The following is a 16,587-nucleotide window of genomic DNA, read 5'->3' on the forward strand; positions in this document are numbered from 1 at the left end:
GCGGTGTCACCCGATTCCAGCGAGACGCCTTTCCCCGAAAAGGCGGACCTGTTCGCCCGCCTGACAACTGTCCACGCCCCCGAACCACCCCTGCCCGTTCTCGCGCAGGGCGATTCACCCGAAAGGAATGTCCGCCATGACATACGTTCAGTTCGACCCCGCCCCCCGTCAGGCCCTGGCCAACGCTGCAGTCGAAGCCAAGCACCGTACGGACGTCACCTGGCAGCAGATCGCCGACGCCGCCGGCCTGTCGGTGGCCTACGTCACCGCTGCCGTGCTCGGCCAGCACGCTCTGCCCAAGCGGTCCGCCGAAGCGGTCGCAGAGCTGCTGGACCTGGGCCAGGACGCGGCAACGCAGCTCCAGGCGATTCCGACGCGCGGTTCCATTCCCGGAGGCATTCCCACCGACCCGACCATCTATCGCTTCTACGAGATGATCCAGGTGTACGGCACCACGCTGAAGGCCCTGGTCCACGAGCAGTTCGGCGACGGCATCATCAGCGCCATCAACTTCAAGCTGGACGTCAAGAAGGTCGCCGACCCCGAGGGGGGCGAGCGTGCCGTGATCACCCTGGACGGCAAGTACCTGCCGACCAAGCCCTTCTGACCCGGCCGCTCAAGCGGGCGGGGGCCTCTCCGCCCCGCCCGCTCCTCTCCGGCGGTGTCCTCGTGACGCGCTCGGCCTGCACACGCCGCTATTCCTTGGCCCAGTACGCGGCTCGCACCTCTCCCTCCGCGAAGTCCTCGCGCGGCAGACGCAGCCCGAGGGACTGTTCCAGGGCGTGGAAGTACAGTTCGAACGTGCCGGTCACCTCGGGGTGGTCCAACTCGGCGCGGCGCACGGCACGGTTGAGGAAGTCCAGCTCGCCACCTCGCAGGTAGGGGGCATGGCCGCGCTCGTACCAGATCAGCTCCAGCGCGCCCCAGTCGTCGTCGACACGTCGGCCGTCGCGGAGGTAGTCGAAGGTGTAAATGGCCTTCGCAGAGGTGGCGGTCAGCCACACGCTCTCCTTGATCCCGAGCGCCGCGTACGCCTCCTTGTCGGCATAGGAGCCCGGCGGCGTGTCGTGGTGCAGGAGGAACGTCCATCCGCCGGCCCGTCCGAAACAGCAGCTCTCCCACTGGCGGTCCCAGTGGGCACGGCCGTCTGCTCGCAGGTCCTTCAGGCGGATGCCGGCCGCGACCTGCACAGGATCGGCCCCGTACAGCAGGGCGAGTCGCTCGGCGTCGACGGTTCGTCCGGGGGCCGCGCGGAAGAAGGCGAGCGTCGTGTACGGGTCCTGTTCTCGCCAGGACTTGGCTATCCAGGCGAGCCCCTGCAACGGATCCCGCCCGCACGCCTCGACCGTCCCTGTGTCGTCCAGGCCACCACTGCGGAACCGTCTGCCCCATGCCGTATCGATGCGGTCCAGCGCGCCGGCCACCTCTTCGAGGCCGCCACCGTGCCGGCGTATCGCGGACTCGGCGATCAGGTACAGCGCCTGGTCGACGTCGCGGGTGGCGAAGACCTCCCGGTAGGGGCCGTGACGGCCGTGCAGCGTGCCGTCCTCGTCCAGGAGCAGGCACAGGCTGCCGTTCTCGGCCTCGTCGGCGCGCTCGGCCCTCTCCTCGAACTCGTCGTCCGAGAGTGCCACGGGCGGCAGTGCGACCTCGTCGAGCAGGGGGTGTCGCGCGGCCGTTCGCAGCCAGCCCTCGGCAAGTGTCTGCTTGGTGATCTCCATTGCGCCAGTATGGAAGGGGGCACTGACAGCGGGGCAGCCCCGCCTGCCGGTCGAGCACTCGGCCGCTCGGAACCGGTACGGGGCCGGAATTGCCACGAGCAGCCGCGCAAACCCCGAAGTGGGCCGCACGGCCTGTGACGGTCGAGGCCCGTACCCGGGCCTGTGCTCGACAGCCATGCCACGGGGGCGCTGCTTCGCGCGCCGGAGCGGGTATTCCTTTGCACCAGCGGCGCCGCTCACAACCGCCTTCTGCTGAGGCAGGGTTTCCGCCGACCCGTCGCACGCCTCCCGCAGGCGGCATCGGCCGTCGACGAGATCGCGGATGCCGGAGCCGGCCGCGGGCCGGTGAAGACGCGGCTCGAACTGTCCGCCGGCAGGGGAAGCCCGTCGATGCCGACCAAGCCGTACAGGGGCCGTGCGCCGAGGCCGGCGTCGAAGGACAGTACCGTCCCCAGATAGGGGCCAGTTGTCGTGCGGAGCGGGGCTTCCGCCTTCAGCGCGTCCAGGCCGGCTCCGTCGTGATGGCAACCGTGGATGCCTCAGGCCCGGGAATGTCTGCCCGCTCTCGATCCTGACCTCCTTTGGACGCGGACCATCGGCTGAACCCGCGGCAAGCAGTCACCTGGAGCGGTCAAGCCATGGGCGGGCTTCTTTTTCGTCATGACTCACTCATGGCGGACGCGTGAACGCCCTAGGAAAGGCAAAGAAACGTTCCTGCTTCAACCTGCATCTTGTTGACGTGGCCCCGACATTCATACGGTCTGCCCGGCCGCTGCGCACATCCCGCGCCGAGGCCGTACCGCGCACCCCCCACAACCCTTCCCGGTACATCCACCATGTGGAGGACGTACGTTGCGCAGAACCGTATCCCTCACCGCCGTGGCCATGCTCGCCACGGCCGCCCTTGCCCTGGCCACCCCCATGGGCCAGGCGGCCCAGGCCACGGCCTCCCCGTCCCCGGGCGTCACCGTCGCCCACGCCTGCGCCGCCCCGGCGAAGCAGGGCGAGATGGCCTGCAATGCCCTGCAAGTCACCGCGGGCACCCCGAAGTCGGCGCACGCCGAGAGCGACCTGACCGCGGCCGCCGCGCCCTCCGGCTACGGCCCCGCCTCACTGCAGGCGGCATACAACCTGCCGTCTGCCAGCGGTGGTTCGGGCCAGACGGTGGCAATCGTCGACGCCTACGACGACCCGAACGCCGAGGCCGACCTCGCCGTCTACCGCTCCCAGTACGGCCTTTCCCCCTGCACCACGGCCAACGGCTGCTTCAAGAAGGTGGATCAGAACGGCGGTACCAGCTATCCGCGCGGCGACTCAGGCTGGGCCGAGGAGATCTCCCTCGACCTCGACATGGTCAGCGCGGCCTGCCCGAACTGCAAGATCCTGCTGGTGGAAGCCAAGACGCCGACCATGACCAATCTCGGCACGGCCGTGAACACCGCAGTCCAACTGGGCGCGAAGTTCGTCTCCAACAGCTACGGCGGCTCCGAGTCCTCCAGCGACCCGACGTACGACTCCAGCTACTTCAACCACCCGGGCGTCGCCATCACCGTCTCCTCCGGTGACAACGGTTACGGCGTCGAGTACCCGGCGGCCTCCAAGTACGTGACGTCCGTGGGTGGTACGTCCCTGAAGACCGCCTCCAACTCCCGCGGCTGGACCGACACGGTCTGGAGCGGAGCGGGCTCCGGCTGCTCCAAGTACGACGCCAAGCCCAGCTGGCAGAGCGACACCGGCTGCGCCAACCGCACTGTGGCGGACGTCTCGGCGGTCGCCGACCCGAACACCGGTGTAGCGGTCTACGACAGTTACCGCTCGGCCACCGGCTGGATGGTCTTCGGCGGGACCAGCGCCTCTTCTCCGCTGATCGCGGCGACCTACGCGCTGGGCGGCGCCCCGTCCGCCGGCTCCTACCCGGCGTCCTTCCCCTACGCGCACACCTCGGCGCTGTACGACGTCACCAGCGGCTCGAACGGCAGCTGCGGCGGTTCCTACCTCTGCACCGGCACCACCGGCTACGACGGCCCGTCCGGGCTCGGCGTCCCGAACGGCACCACCGCGTTCACCGGCTGAACAAGCCGGTCGGTCACATGCACCGTGCGCAGGACCGCCGCCATGTCGCGGCGTTCCCGGTGCGCTGAGGGCCGGAGTCGGCGACAACGCCGGCTCCGGCCTTCCTCGCGAGCCGGATCCATTCCGAGTTCGTGCCGTCCCACGCTTGCCGATCGCGTCGACGGCCCCCTTGTCCCCAGCGCCGGCCATCACGGAAGCGTCACAACACATCAGGCGTCCTTCACGCCCGAGCCGGCCCCACTGGCGCGCAGGTGCCACATCCGCCTGGCCCCGAGGAACCGAGGTTCGCCTCGTTGGTCCGGTGTCCGACCGGGGATCTTTCCGGCCGGGTGACGTTTCGCGTCGGCCGTGCGCTGTGTGAGTGTCAGTCGCGTGCTGAACGGATCACGGGCAACTGCCCGCCGGCATCGGCACCGAGTGCTCCCCAGACCACTCGCCGTGCTGCTCTCAACTCCCCCCGGGACGGCACGGCGAGGGACCGGGGCGGCTGGACCCCCGCCCACTGCACGGGGGTCCAGCCGCCCCACACACGTCTCGCACCGGCGGGCGGCCAGGCGCGGATCACGGACCTCACCAGGACCACCGATCGCAGGGTTCGGGCGCGCTCGTGGCCGCACGGCCCACAGCAGTCGCGGTGAGCCGTGTTCGGTGGAGCGACGGCTGGCCTGGTGCTGTCGGCCCTGTCGTCGACCGGCCGGTCCCTTTCGGTTGATTCGTCCCGTGCTGTGAGGCCGAGGTGTAACACTTCCGGCCGAGTCGGCTCTGTCCAATCGGACGGCTGTGTCAGTCAGCCAGGACAAGGAGCACGACTCGTGCAGTGGACGGACGAAAGCGGCGGAGCGTACGGCGAGGATCCGTACGGTCGCGCCGGGTACGCGTATGCCTACGGTTACGAGTACAACGACGGCGTCACCACCGGCACGGCCACGATGCCCCAGGACTCCGTGCAACTCGCACAGTGGACGGACGAAGGCGCCGGAGGGTACGGCGAGGATCCGTACGGTGGCGCCCGGTACGCGTATGCCTACGGTTACGAGTACAACGACGGCGTCACCACCGGCACGGCCACGATGCCCCAGGACTCCGTGCAACTGGCGCAATGGACCCCTGCGACGGGCAGTGCCCACGCGGCAGCGGCGGATCCCTACGCCACCAGGCCGAACCTCTACGTCAACGCTACGGATCATTACGCGGCCGGGCCGGGCCCCTCCACGGCGGCGTGGGACGCGGCCCACGGAGCCACGCCGCCTCCGGAACTCGACACGCCCGGCGCGCCCGCAGCTGTACCGGAACCGCCGAAGAGTGAGTCGGTGAGCCCCGTCTTCGTCGATTCCTCGGGGCGACGTCAGCGTCGCGTTCTGCGCGCCGCCCGGCTGCTGGTGATCCCGGCAGGCGGCTACGCCGCCCTGCTGATCAGCGCCGTACTCGGCGGCCCCAGCCTCCACGCCCCGTTCGTCCCGCAGCAGGACTCCACCCACCCCACCACGCCCCACACGTCGTCGCCCGACACCAGCCAATCAGCAGGTGTGAGGCCTACCGCGGCGCAGACGAACTCCCGCTCCACGGCGGTGCGGAATCCCTCCGGACCCACCGGCCGGTCGACAGCTTCCGCCACCTCAGCGGCCACACCCGTGTCCACCGCGAACACCGGCGTCGCGTCGCCGACCTCGGCCCCGACTGCCACGCCCACCGCCAGTCCCACCTCGAAGGGCCGCGCAGTCGGCTCGTCCCACAACCCCGTGAAGTGATCCAAGGCCCCTGACGTGACCAATCGCCGACGCCGCAGCGTCCCCCCTCGCCGCAGCCGCACCCGCCAGATAACACCCCGCACCCATTGGCTGCTGCTGAGCGTCCTCGCGGTGACCCTGTCGGCGGCCCTGCTGCTTCAGGGCTACACCCACCACATGTTCGGCATCACCTCGGACGGCGTGACCGGTACCCGTGGCAAGAACGACTCGGTGCCCAGCCAGGTGACCCACGGCGGCCCCGTGATCGCGAACGCCGCCACCTCCCCCCACACCGCCCGGGTGAAGACCCACACCATCGCGCTGACCTTCGACGACGGCCCGGACCCCACCTGGACGCCACGGATCCTGGACATACTGCGCCGCAACCACGTGCACGCGACCTTCTTCGTCGTCGGAACCCAGGTCGTCGCCCACCCGGAGCTCGTCCGCCGCATCGTCGCCGAAGGCCACCAGATCGGTATCCACACCTTCACTCACCCCGACCTGGCCCACCTCGCCCCGTGGCAGCGTTCGCTCGAGCTGCGCGAGACGCAGCTGGCGGTGGCCGGCGCCGCGGGGGTCACCACCGCACTGCTCAGACCGCCGTACTCCGCAGATAGCGCCGCACTGGACGACGCCGACTGGTCCGTCGTGAAGCAGGCCGACGCGGCAGGCTATGTCACCGTGCTCGCCACCAAGGACGCCGAGGACTGGCAACGTCCCGGCGTGGAGCGCATCCTCGCCCATGCCACACCACACGGACGCGACGGGCAGATCGTGCTGATGCACGACGCCGGCGGCGACCGCTCCCAGACCGTCGCCGCACTGGCTTCCCTGGTGCCACGTCTCAAGGCACAGGGCTTCGCCTTCGCGACGGTGTCCGACGCGGTCGGCATGGCCGCACCCGTCCAGCCCGCCGGTCTCGGCGATCACCTCCAAGGTCTGGCCCTCATCAAGGCTCTGCAGGGCGGCGACTGGATCGTGTGGCTGCTGGGCCTGCTGATGTATGCGGCCGGAGCGATCAGCGTGCTGCGCGCCGCCATCGTGCTGATCGCCGCCCGGCGGCACCGGCGCCTGCGGACGCGACGACGCAGCCGTTCCTGGGGAGCGCCGGTGACCGGGCCGGTCAGCGTCATCGTCCCCGCGTACAACGAGAGCGCCGGGATCGAAGCGGCCGTGCGCTCGCTGCTCGCCTCGGATCATCCGGTTGAGATCATCGTGGTCGACGACGGTTCGACCGATGGCACCGCCGACCTGGTCGACTCGCTCCACCTGCCGGTACGAGTGATCCGCCAGCAGAACGCGGGCAAGCCCGCCGCCCTGAACACCGGACTCGCCGTCGCCACGTGCGATCTGGTCGTCATGGTCGACGGTGACACGGTCTTCGAACGCGACACCGTCCGCACGATCGTGCAGCCCTTCGCCGACCCCCGCGTGGGCGCCGTCTCGGGCAACGCCAAGGTCGTCAACCGTGGCGGTCTGCTCGGCCGCTGGCAGCACATCGAGTACGTGGTCGGATTCAACCTCGACCGCCGCCTGTTCGACCTCGCCGAATGCATGCCGACCGTTCCCGGAGCGGTGGGCGCCTTCCGCCGCCAGGCGCTGCTGGACATCGGTGGCGTCAGTGACGTCACCCTTGCCGAGGACACTGACCTCACCATGGCGCTGTGCCGAAGCGGCTGGCGCGTGGTGTACGAGGAGGGCGCGAAGGCTTGGACAGAGGCACCCGCCTCCTTGAACGCCCTGTGGCGGCAGCGGTATCGCTGGTGCTACGGCACCCTTCAGGCGATGTGGAAGCACCGTGGCGCGATGGTGCAGCGCGGTTCCGCAGGGAAGCTGGGCCGTCGAGGTCTGGTCTATCTCTTGCTCTTCCAGGTACTTCTGCCCCTGCTCGCACCCGTTGTGGACATCTTCGCCGTGTACGGGCTCGTTTTCCTTGATCCGGCCAGGATCGTCGGGCTGTGGCTCGCCTTCCTGCTGCTGCAACTGCTGATGGGCCTGTATGCGTTCCGGCTGGACGGAGAACGGCCGGGCCCACTGTGGAGCCTGCCGCTGCAGCAGTTCGTCTACAGGCAGCTCATGTACTTGGTGGTGATCCAGTCCGTGTTCACCGCCTTGACGGGCTCACGCCTGCGGTGGCAACGCATGGAGCGGTACGGCAGCCTGCAGGCCCCAGCGGGCGCCGAGACACCCCTCCATGCCCACTCTCGGCAGGAACCCGGGTTCGCGCATCCGGCACCGTACGACGCCTTTTCCTACGCGGCACCGTACGACGAGCATGGGCAGCCCCCACCCCACCACGGTCTCCGGCAGCCCGCTCCGCACGAGACGCCACCTCGGTACTGAGAGGGGAAGTCGCACGGCACGCCGGGCGTACGCGCGCGTCAGGTGGGGCGGCCGCCCGGCGGCTGCACGCACGGCATGTCGGGTTCAGTCGGTGATGTACCAGTCGTTCTTGAGGTACTCCAGGGCGTAGCTGCCGAGGTCGCTCTCGGAGAAGGTCGCGGATGACCTGACCGCTGCGACCGGCATCTCGAACCACCCGACGCGTGGGTTCCCGACCGCCGACGGCAACACTCAGACTGATGCGACGCCGGCCACAGTCGCGGCCTGCGACACAGCCAACTGGTGCCGGCTCGAGGTGAGTAGCGGTACTCAGGTACGTCATCATGCGCGTGGGCGATGATCAGGGCATGTCGAATCGCCGCATGCTGTCCATCGTCGTGTTCGCCTCGGCCGTCCTCATGACGGCCTGTGGAGTGCGGGCCGAACCCCGCGCGGGCGAAGACGAGTCGGGGTCGGCTGCGGCCGTGCCCTCACCGTCGCTCACACGCAGGCCCGAATGCGCCAGAGGAGTCACCGACAGCGCGCCCGCGTCATCACCCTCGCGGGCCGGGGCGACGACTTCGGGCAGCAGCGCATCTCCGGAGAATCCTCACTACGACGAGAACCACGCGTACCGCATGTCCGGGGAGCTCGCTGCCGAGAACCGGGCGGCCGGGGAGGCCAGCGTGCGTCTGATCCGACCTGCTCTTGAGACGATGCGCAAGAACAAGCGGTTTGCCGAGAACGACGTACGGGCCGTCATGGCCAAGTGGGGCTGCGGCGACGACAACGGGCTCGCGATCAGTTCCGGGTGGCCCCAGTACGAGCGGGTGTGGTTCTCCTTCCACACCGGCAAGGCCTGCGTTTCCGCCGAGATCACGCCGGAGGGCGTGGCGACCGAGGTGTACGGCGCGTTCGCCGAACCCGACCCGTCAGGGCCCTGCGTGGAGAACCGGGGCGGACACTGAGCAGGCACCGGGCGCCTGCCCGACCCCGCTGCCTGTTCCCCGCTCGTGCGGCGATGGGTCGTTGAGCACAGCCCCACTCAGCGCCCGGGGAAGGAGCTCGATCTGCTCATGTACCGCGTGCTGGGTCGGGTTGTGTCACCTCCAGGGACAAGTCGTTGTCCACCGTGTAGTAGGGGCGGACGAGCGCTGTGCCTACGGAGACTGCCGGATAGACGAAGATTTCCTTGCGGTCGGCGACGTCATCGAGGAGGCGGCCGATCCGTGTGAGTGAGGCGCCTGCCGCCGGTCGGACGAAGAGGTCCCAGACACCGCCGGCGTCATGTGCCTGGTCGGCGAGCTCTGCCCAGTCGGTGGTGAAGGAGAAGGTTCGCCGGTCGTTCTCGACCTGGGGGTCGAGATCCCGGACGGTGCTGGTGCCCCGGAGGCGCAGGCGTACAACTGGGCGGTCGCTGAAGGACGCTCCGTGCAGGCGGGCTGTGACGGTCATGGACCGGGCCGTCGTCCTGATGCGGTCGGCCTCGGCATGGACCGTCCGCAGCCAGGCCCGTACGGCGAGGTGTCCGCCTTTGGTGACGTACGGAACCCGGACGGCGACCGGCGATGACCAGTCGCGGGCGTGTCCGTCCACGAGAGATCGCAGGTCCCTGGAGCCAGGTCGCAGTTTGTGGCGTTCACCGCCGGGCTCCTGGAGCAGAAACACGTCCCACCGTCCTTCGGTGAGAACCGGACGAGTGTGCAGGACAGCCGATCGACGGCCGTCGCCTGCGGGTTCCAGGTCGAAGAGGTGGCAAGTAGTCTCCGGCTGCCCCTTCTTGGGCCTCAGCCGCAGCAGCAGCTGCGGCCGTGCCGCTGAGGGCAGGTGTGCGACGAACGTGATCCGGCCGTCCGCGGTTATTGTGCAGTCGGCCCACGATTCAGAGCTGTTGACCGCGTTCATCGCTGTCCCCTCGGTATGACGCGCACGGCTCTGCCGCCTGCCGCGTGGACGGCGTCCCGGACGGCGAAACCCCGGCCGACCAGGCTCCGGCGCACGCCGTTGCGGCCGGCTGCCACAGGCCGCCCGGCCTGCCGGGCAGCGTGCGCCTCGGTGAAGAGTCGCTCGGCCTGGTCCACCACGGCGCCGGGGGCGAAGCGGCGCGCGTTGTCGATGGCTGAACGGCCCATGCGGCGCCGTCGCTCGTCGTCACGTACGAGTTCCAGCAGGGCAGCACCCAGCTTGTCGCGGTCGCCGACCGGCACGAGCCGGCCGTCGACCCCGTCCGCGATGATCTCCCCGGGACCGTAGGCGCAGTCCGTGCTGACCACGGGCAGCCCGCATCTCATGGCCTCGACGATGGTCATGCCGAACGATTCGAAGTTGGATGCCGCGGCGCCGATCGAGCCCTTCACCCATTCCGCTTCCATGCGCGCCGTCGCACCCATCAGGTAAACGTTGTCGCACAGGTCGAGGTCCGAGATGATCCGCCTCAGCCGGGCGTGCTCTTTCCCCTTGCCGTATATGCGCAGCTGCCAGTCAGGGCGCTCGGCGACCACCAGGGCGAACGCCTCGATGAGCAGGTCGTAACGTTTCACCGGGACCAGCCTGCCTGCTGCGACCACCACCTTCGCGGTGCCGTCAGCGGCCGGCAGGTCGGGGTCGGGGACACTGTTGGGCAGTGCCTCCACACGGACTCCGGGCAACCGCATCTTTCGCCGGTAGGCCGCCGCGTCCGCCTGTGTGACCGTGGTGAGCGCGTCGAGCCGACGGTAGGCGCGGCGGAGTGCGGTGCGCAGCCGCGGTGAGTGAATGTCGAGGGTGAGGTGCTCCTGCCCGATACGGACGACCTGAGCCGGCGCCTGGCGCGCCAAGTGCACATTCAGCCCGGGCCGTGTGCCGACGACCACGTCGGCGTCGATGGTCGCCAGACACTCGCCGATGCGCCGGTCGGTCAGCTCGCTGTACTGCCGATAGCGGTATTCGGCGGCAGGGAACACCCGTGCCGGCACGCGATGCAGGGGGTGCTCCTTCTCCTGTCTCAGGTCCACCAGCGGACGCAGGGACACGCGGGGGTCCAACGCGAGGTTCGGGCGCTCCCGGTGCCGTAACACCGAAATGATCTCCACGGTGTGCCGCTCGGCCAGCGCCTGAGCAAGGTTGAAGGTGGTGGTGATCGTGCCTCCGATCCCGTAGGCATTGTGAATCAGGAAAGAAATCTTCATGGCGTTGAAGACAACGCCACTTCCCGCAAGGTTGTCCCGGGTTACGACTTCGTGACCGAGGCGGCCGTCTCCTCGCGGGCAGGCGGAGGTCCGTGTGACGGCGTAGTCGTCACCGGCTCCCTCCGAGGAGGCTCCGGCCTTCAGGCCCGGCAGCCCATGGTGATCAAGAAGTCTCAACTGTCAGTCCTCCGGGGTAGGTTCAGATGTATGACGAGGACAGCGCTGATGTCGGAGGGTGCGGGCCTTGCCCGATTCACGTTCCGTGTGCGTCTGTCGGCGGCGGCTCGTCGTGCGCTCGAGGCCGAGTGGGCGCGGTGCCGGTGGGTGTGGAACGAGTGCGTGGCCAAGTCCAAGGCGGTGCACCAGCAGAGCAAGGCCACAGGTCAGAAGCTGACGTGCGGTCCGGTGCAGCTCGACAAGATGCTGACCCAGGCGCGCAGGGTGACGCCGTGGCTGGCCGAGGGCGCCAGCGTTCCGCAACAGCAGGTGATCCGCGACTTCGCCAAATCCCGTGGGAAAGCCCTCAAAGACATCAAGGACCGGCTGCCGCCCAATCGCCGTGCCGGGATGCCCCGCTGGAAGAGGAAGCGGGATGGCCGGCCGAGTCTGAACTACACCCGGCGTGGTTTCCGCTTGAAGGACGGCCGTCTGCACTTGGCCGGGAACATTGTGGTGAGGGTGGTGTGGTCGCGGGACCTTCCGGCCGTCCCGTCCAGCGTGCGCGTGTACCAGGACACGCTGGGCCACTGGTACGCGTCCTTTGTCACACCTGCCCTCGTCCAGCCGCTGCCTGCGACCGGCCGGGTGCTGGGGGTGGACTGGGGTGTGAAGGAGATTGCCACCACCACATCCGATGCCCACGACCTGCCGCACGCCGGGCACGGCCGCAAGTCCGCGCAAAGACTGGCCCGCTACCAGCGGATGATGGCCCGCCGCCGACGCCCGAAGGGACAGCCTGCGTCGAAGGGATATCGCAGCGCGCAGACGCAGGCTGCGAAGCTGAACAAGAAGGTGGCCCGGCAGCGTGAGGACGCCGCCCGTAAGTGGGCGAAGTCCGTGGTGCGCGACCATGACGTGGTGGCCGTGGAGGACTTCAGGCCGAAGTTCCTGGCGAAGACCACGATGGCCCGCAAGGCAGCCGATGCCGCCATCGGCGCCACCAAGAAGGCGCTGATCGAGATGGGCCGCAAGCACGGGCGGGACATCCGCCTGGTGCACCCCGCGCACACCACCATGGACTGTGCGCAGTGCGGAGCGAGAACCAAGCACGCACTACCTCTCTCAGAACGAACATATGCCTGCACCACATGCGGAGCCGTGTCCCCCCGGGACAAGAACTCCGCCCGCGTGATGCTCATCCGGGCAGGTCTGAACCCGGACGGTGTCGAGGGTGTAAGACCGCCTGGGCTGCCAGCCCGAGCGGCAGCCTGAGCCGTACATCCCCACTCAACCCTGAAGGCTGGAACCTCCACCCTTCAGGGAGGGGAGCAGTCAAGTGAACGGACAGCAGATGGAGACCACTTCGGAAGGCGTCACTGCCTGGCGTTGCGCGATCGCGATGGTAGGTCGGATGAGGTGTGCCGTCTCCTGCCGGTGCGCTAAACGAGTCGGGTGTACATGCGGTGCGTGAGGCTGTGGAGAGTTTCGCGGAGCCACGGGTTGCGGACGGCCGGCAGCCGGGCCAGGGTGTGCCGGAAGGTTTCTACGTCGACCTGGAACGCGTGGCGGGGGCGCGGGGTGGGCGGGTCGTCCCTCAGCATGTCGTCGGCCATGGGACCTCACGTGAGAACGGGCAGGTGCGGTTCGGGGAAGACCAGCCGGAACCACACCCCGAACGGGAGCGGCACAGGGTATGCCGGGTGGGCCGGGGCTCAGGTCTGCCCGGTCTGCGGATGGGACGGTACAAGGAGGATGTCGGCGTCCACGTCAGGGGCAGGCTGTCCCGGCCCGACCAGGACCGCGCGCCGCGTCGGTGGGCCGGCCGGCAGAAGGGCGTCGAGAGTGGGTTGGAACACCTCCTGCGCCAGGCCGTCCGGCCCGGTCACCGGCCGGCCCCGGGAGGCCACCACCAGGTGTGCGAGCGCGCTGCCTGCTGCCGCCACCCACTGCGGGCTTCAACGAGTTGGTGCGTGATAGCGCGTGGGCATGCTCGTGTGGTGAGGGGCATGGTCGATCGGGCGGTGTTGACGCATCCGTTGTTCACGGGCATCTCGATGGCTCATCTTGCGTCGTTGGTTGAGGAGTTGGCCAGACCGTGGGTGGTCGGGGTCGAGGGGCTTCGGTTTCAACCGAGGGGCGGGGCGAGGAAGCGTGTACCGGGTGCTGGGGCCCGGCATCAGCTGGTCTTCGTGGACCGACTTGTGGCCACGCTCATCCGCCTGCGGCACGATCTGCCGCACGCGGTCCTGGGTGTGCTGTTCGGCGTCGATCGCTCGACCGTCACCCGTGCCGTCGGTGAGATGCGCCGACTGCTGGCGGAACGGGGCTTTGCTGTTCCCGACAGGCCTGGCCTGCGGCTTCGAACACTGGAGGACGTGTTCGCCTACGCCCAGGCCGAGGGCGTCGAGCTGCGGCTGGACGCCACCGAGATCCAGGTCCGACGGCCGGCCGCGGCAGGGGCGGCAGGCGTGCATTCGTGTCGGGCAAGAAGAAGCAGAACACAATGAAGGCAAGCGTTATTGCAGACAGGCCGCACCCTGTGGGCCGATGGCCTGCGGCCGGGACGGATGCACGATGCAACCGCCGCACGCGCCGCGGGTATCGCCCGCTGCGTCCACCACTTCGACCTGGTCGAGTTGTTACTCGACGACGGCTACCTGGGCCTGAGCCGCGACGATCCCGGCCACGCCATCACCCCGCCCAGAAAGCCACGGCGCGGAGCACTGCCCGGCAGAGTCGAACAATGGGAACGCGATCGGCACGGCCACTCATCCGACCACATCACCGTCGAACACGCCCTGGCCGATCACAAACGCTGGAAGCAACTGATGCGCTGGACCCACCGACGCGATCGCCTGCCCGACACCTATCGAGCCATCGCCGGGCCTCGTCTCCGAGCGCTCCGTCATGACCTGAAAGCGACCGTGAGCAGGGAAAACACGCCCCACCCGCTATCACGCACCAACTCGTAAGACCACGAGAGGTCCGACCCCGGCCGAGATCCCCACCTGGTGATCAGCTCGAACGGGGCGTGCCGTTCCCCCGCGTCATCAGCTCCGCCCAGGTGAGCGGTGCGGCGTCGCGGCCCGCGGCGGGCAGGCGGCACACGGCGTCCGGGGTGAGCCACATCGCCTGCCAGGACGAGCAGTCGTCGATCCGGCTCGCCACCGGAAGGCCGCACGCCTCGCACGCCATGTTGGGGCCGTTCGCCTCGGCGAGGCCGCAGCAGGCACCGCCCCGCTTCTCCGGGATCAGCACGGTGCCACGGGTGTCGCCGGGCGCGATGACGGTGGCGCCGGGTGTGCCGCCGGACAGGACCTCGACCGGCGCGTAGATGCCACGGGTTACCGATTCGTCCGGATGGATCTCATGCCACCTGCGCCGCGGGGGGCGCCACGGCTCCGGCTCCACGGCGAATGTGCCCGACTCCATGAGCGCCGGGAGCTGAAGCCCGTTCCCGAACCGCTGATGGGCATGGACCGACAGGGCGACCCGGGACAACGTGGCGGTCAGCTCGGAGCCGCACCCCGCACACACGAAAAGGAACAACTGCCCTCCGTTTGGAATCAGGGGCATCGTCGCAGCCCGGTAGCGGCCTGCCAACGTGTTTTCATCCCGCTACGGGGCCGAGTACTGCGTTGATGCCGCGGTCCCAGCCCTCGCCGTACACGGCGCCGGCACGGGGGAGGGCGCCCCTGGACGCACCGCCACGACCGCCCCGCCGGGACCGTGGGTCGGCCTGTGCGTCGACAGTCGCCCCGACCGCCCGTCGCCTCTCGTGAGGGAAGGGAGGTCCTTGCACCGCTCCCATTAGGAGCATATGCTCCTAATGGCAAGGTGGGATTCATCGAGCCGAGCACTGAAAGGCACCTCACCTTCCATCCCACCCGCTGACCACCCGCCAAGCCTGCCCACATCTGTCGACTCGGAGTGACGGCAGCCAACAACCACACCCCCTACCCCCGGCCCGCAGCCGGGACATCGAAGGAGACATGGCATGACAAGCACGGAACGCAGCGCCACCGATCGCCAGGGCCTGGCCTACTACCCGTGGTGGCTGGACAACCTGGCTGACGACGCCACCCTGGAGGGCGGGGCGATGAACGGCACGGCGCGGGGAGCGGAAGCGGTCCGGGCCATCGTGGTCAAGGCCCGTGAGCTGTACGAGTTCCAGGACTTCAGCTACGCGGACGACTTCGGCGACAACGGCTTCCTGGAGATCTATGACGCTTCGGTCCAGGGTGAGCCCCTGAAGGTGGTCGTCACGGTCACCCGCAATGCCGCGGGGCAGGCCCAGGACCTTGCGGTGCTGCACAGGCCGCGTAACTCGCTGCTGCTCTTCTCCCGGCTGATGCACGAGAGGTTCGCCGGCACCCCACTCGCCGAGCACTTCCTCTCCGACGACTCCTGAGAAGATCAACTACGGAGCGGGCGCTCAGGCGTCTGCACCCAGTTCACTGCTTCGGTATTGAACCCCCTGGGGCGGTGAGGAGTAATCGTCTGGCCCTGCGGTCGGGTGCTCGTCGTCAGTCTGGTTCGGGTGGGTTGATGGCGACGAGTTCGACTTCGAAGCCGCCGGTGTTCTCCAGGTAGGCGGCGTAGGTCTGTTCGCCGCCGGCGTGCGGGTGACGGTCGGGGAACATCAGGTTCCAGCCGTGCCGTGGCGCCTCGGAGGCCAGCGCCTCCACGGTCTGGTGGTCCTCGACGTGGAACGCCAAGTGGTTGATGCCAGGCCGGCACCGGTCGTGCTGGCTGGCGGTGAGGGCCGGGGACCGCTCGACGACCAGGTAGGCAGCGCCGAGCCGCCAGCTGCGTCCATTGCTCCAGCTCTGGAACGGCGTGTGGCCCAGGGCTTCCAGGAGCCATCCGAAGGAGGCGACGGCCCGGTCGAGGTCGGGCACCCAGATCTCGACATGGTGCAGCATCCCGTGGCTCGGCCGGGTCATACCGCCGCCGCCGGGGCGGGTTCGGCCGTAGGGCCGCATTCGAACGGGGCACGGGCCCGGACGACACGGTAGGGCGCGTTCGCCGCGCACCACCGGTTCCGGGCGGATTCCACGAGCTTGAACGCCGTGGCCAAGCCGGCCGTTCCACTGCCTGCTTCTTCGATGGCCTTGATCCGCGGCCGGACGCCGGCGGAGTCGGACTCAAGAGGCTCGGTGGTCCGCAGGTGGACCCTGTACCCGACCGGGAAGTCGTATCGCGCCGGCAACTCGTCCCCATCGTCGGTGATCTTGATGTTCGCATCGGGAAACTTCGCGTCGTGCTGCCGGGCGAACGCTTCAACGGCCGCTCCGCCTGCTCGCAGGCCGTCGGCATTGTAGATCTCTGCCAAGGCTCTCTTCGCAGCCGGCTGGGTGGACTTCGGCAAGCTGTCCAGGACATTCGCGGTCATTGCGAACCCATCACCTCCCC

Annotated in this window: 14 protein-coding genes and 1 pseudogene; 8 read left to right on the forward strand and 7 right to left on the reverse strand. The window is 68.9% G+C overall.

Annotated elements, in window-relative coordinates:
• Positions 1-136: 136 nt before the first annotated feature.
• Complete coding sequence (gene cynS, locus H305_RS0115425) at positions 137-607, forward strand: cyanase (RefSeq protein WP_028801171.1); 471 nt, start codon at positions 137-139, stop codon at positions 605-607.
• A gap of 88 nt (positions 608-695) precedes the next feature.
• Here cynS and H305_RS0115430 read toward each other — a convergent pair whose 3' ends face one another.
• Positions 696-1,721, reverse strand: a complete 1,026-nt coding sequence (locus tag H305_RS0115430; RefSeq protein WP_028801172.1) for a hypothetical protein — start codon at positions 1,719-1,721, stop codon at positions 696-698.
• A gap of 852 nt (positions 1,722-2,573) precedes the next feature.
• Here H305_RS0115430 and H305_RS0115435 point away from each other — a divergent pair.
• The 4 genes from H305_RS0115435 to H305_RS54790 all read left to right on the forward strand — a co-directional run bounded on the left by H305_RS0115435 (position 2,574) and on the right by H305_RS54790 (position 8,814).
• Positions 2,574-3,794 carry a peptidase S8 gene (locus tag H305_RS0115435; RefSeq protein WP_028801173.1) on the forward strand — a complete coding sequence of 407 codons (1,221 nt, stop codon included), beginning with the start codon at positions 2,574-2,576 and terminating at the stop codon, positions 3,792-3,794.
• An 812-nt stretch (positions 3,795-4,606) separates the two neighbouring features.
• The gene (locus H305_RS0115440; RefSeq protein WP_028801174.1) at positions 4,607-5,542 is read left to right on the forward strand and encodes a hypothetical protein; all 936 of its coding nucleotides are present in this window, start codon (positions 4,607-4,609) and stop codon (positions 5,540-5,542) included.
• Between the two features lie 15 nt (positions 5,543-5,557).
• Positions 5,558-7,867 (forward strand): bifunctional polysaccharide deacetylase/glycosyltransferase family 2 protein, encoded by a 2,310-nt coding sequence (locus tag H305_RS0115445; protein WP_028801175.1) that lies wholly within the window; start codon positions 5,558-5,560, stop codon positions 7,865-7,867.
• Positions 7,868-8,214: 347 nt separating this feature from the next.
• Entirely contained in the window at positions 8,215-8,814 is a 600-nt protein-coding gene (locus H305_RS54790) for a hypothetical protein (protein WP_234020832.1), read from the forward strand.
• A 106-nt stretch (positions 8,815-8,920) separates the two neighbouring features.
• On the opposite strand, the gene H305_RS46015 is transcribed toward H305_RS54790, so the two are convergent.
• Positions 8,921-9,751 (reverse strand): hypothetical protein, encoded by an 831-nt coding sequence (locus H305_RS46015; RefSeq protein ID WP_037763979.1) that lies wholly within the window; start codon positions 9,749-9,751, stop codon positions 8,921-8,923.
• Positions 9,748-11,013 carry a glycosyltransferase family 4 protein gene (locus H305_RS0115465; protein ID WP_028801176.1) on the reverse strand — a complete coding sequence of 422 codons (1,266 nt, stop codon included), beginning with the start codon at positions 11,011-11,013 and terminating at the stop codon, positions 9,748-9,750. Before H305_RS0115465 ends, H305_RS46015 begins: the two co-directional genes overlap by 4 nt.
• Positions 11,014-11,220: 207 nt before the next feature.
• Here H305_RS0115465 and H305_RS0115470 point away from each other — a divergent pair, with 207 nt between their 5' ends.
• Positions 11,221-12,444, forward strand: coding sequence for an RNA-guided endonuclease InsQ/TnpB family protein (locus H305_RS0115470; RefSeq protein WP_028801177.1), 1,224 nt, complete (start codon positions 11,221-11,223; stop codon positions 12,442-12,444).
• Positions 12,445-12,611: 167 nt separating this feature from the next.
• On the opposite strand, the gene H305_RS56380 is transcribed toward H305_RS0115470, so the two are convergent.
• Positions 12,612-12,785, reverse strand: coding sequence for a hypothetical protein (locus tag H305_RS56380; RefSeq protein ID WP_420708070.1), 174 nt, complete (start codon positions 12,783-12,785; stop codon positions 12,612-12,614).
• 393 nt (positions 12,786-13,178) lie between these two features.
• Here H305_RS56380 and H305_RS46025 point away from each other — a divergent pair.
• Positions 13,179-14,057: pseudogene (locus tag H305_RS46025) on the forward strand (transposase family protein); the annotation flags it as partial.
• A gap of 130 nt (positions 14,058-14,187) precedes the next feature.
• Here H305_RS46025 and H305_RS46030 read toward each other — a convergent pair.
• Positions 14,188-14,721, reverse strand: a complete 534-nt coding sequence (locus H305_RS46030) for a hypothetical protein (RefSeq protein ID WP_324608101.1) — start codon at positions 14,719-14,721, stop codon at positions 14,188-14,190.
• 448 nt (positions 14,722-15,169) lie between these two features.
• Between H305_RS46030 and H305_RS46035 the strand changes: the two genes are divergently transcribed.
• A complete protein-coding gene (locus H305_RS46035) occupies positions 15,170-15,583 on the forward strand; it encodes a hypothetical protein (RefSeq protein WP_051370609.1) in 414 nt (137 codons plus the stop codon).
• Positions 15,584-15,698: 115 nt separating this feature from the next.
• Here the strand turns inward: H305_RS46035 and H305_RS0115500 are convergent, their stop codons facing one another.
• Positions 15,699-16,118, reverse strand: a complete 420-nt coding sequence (locus H305_RS0115500) for a VOC family protein (RefSeq protein ID WP_028801179.1) — start codon at positions 16,116-16,118, stop codon at positions 15,699-15,701.
• Positions 16,115-16,567, reverse strand: coding sequence for a transposase (locus tag H305_RS0115505; protein WP_028801180.1), 453 nt, complete (start codon positions 16,565-16,567; stop codon positions 16,115-16,117). Before H305_RS0115505 ends, H305_RS0115500 begins: the two co-directional genes overlap by 4 nt.
• Positions 16,568-16,587 lie beyond the last annotated feature (20 nt).

Source organism: Streptomyces sp. 142MFCol3.1 (assembly GCF_000424945.1).
GTDB classification, from domain to species: domain Bacteria; phylum Actinomycetota; class Actinomycetes; order Streptomycetales; family Streptomycetaceae; genus Streptomyces; species Streptomyces siamensis.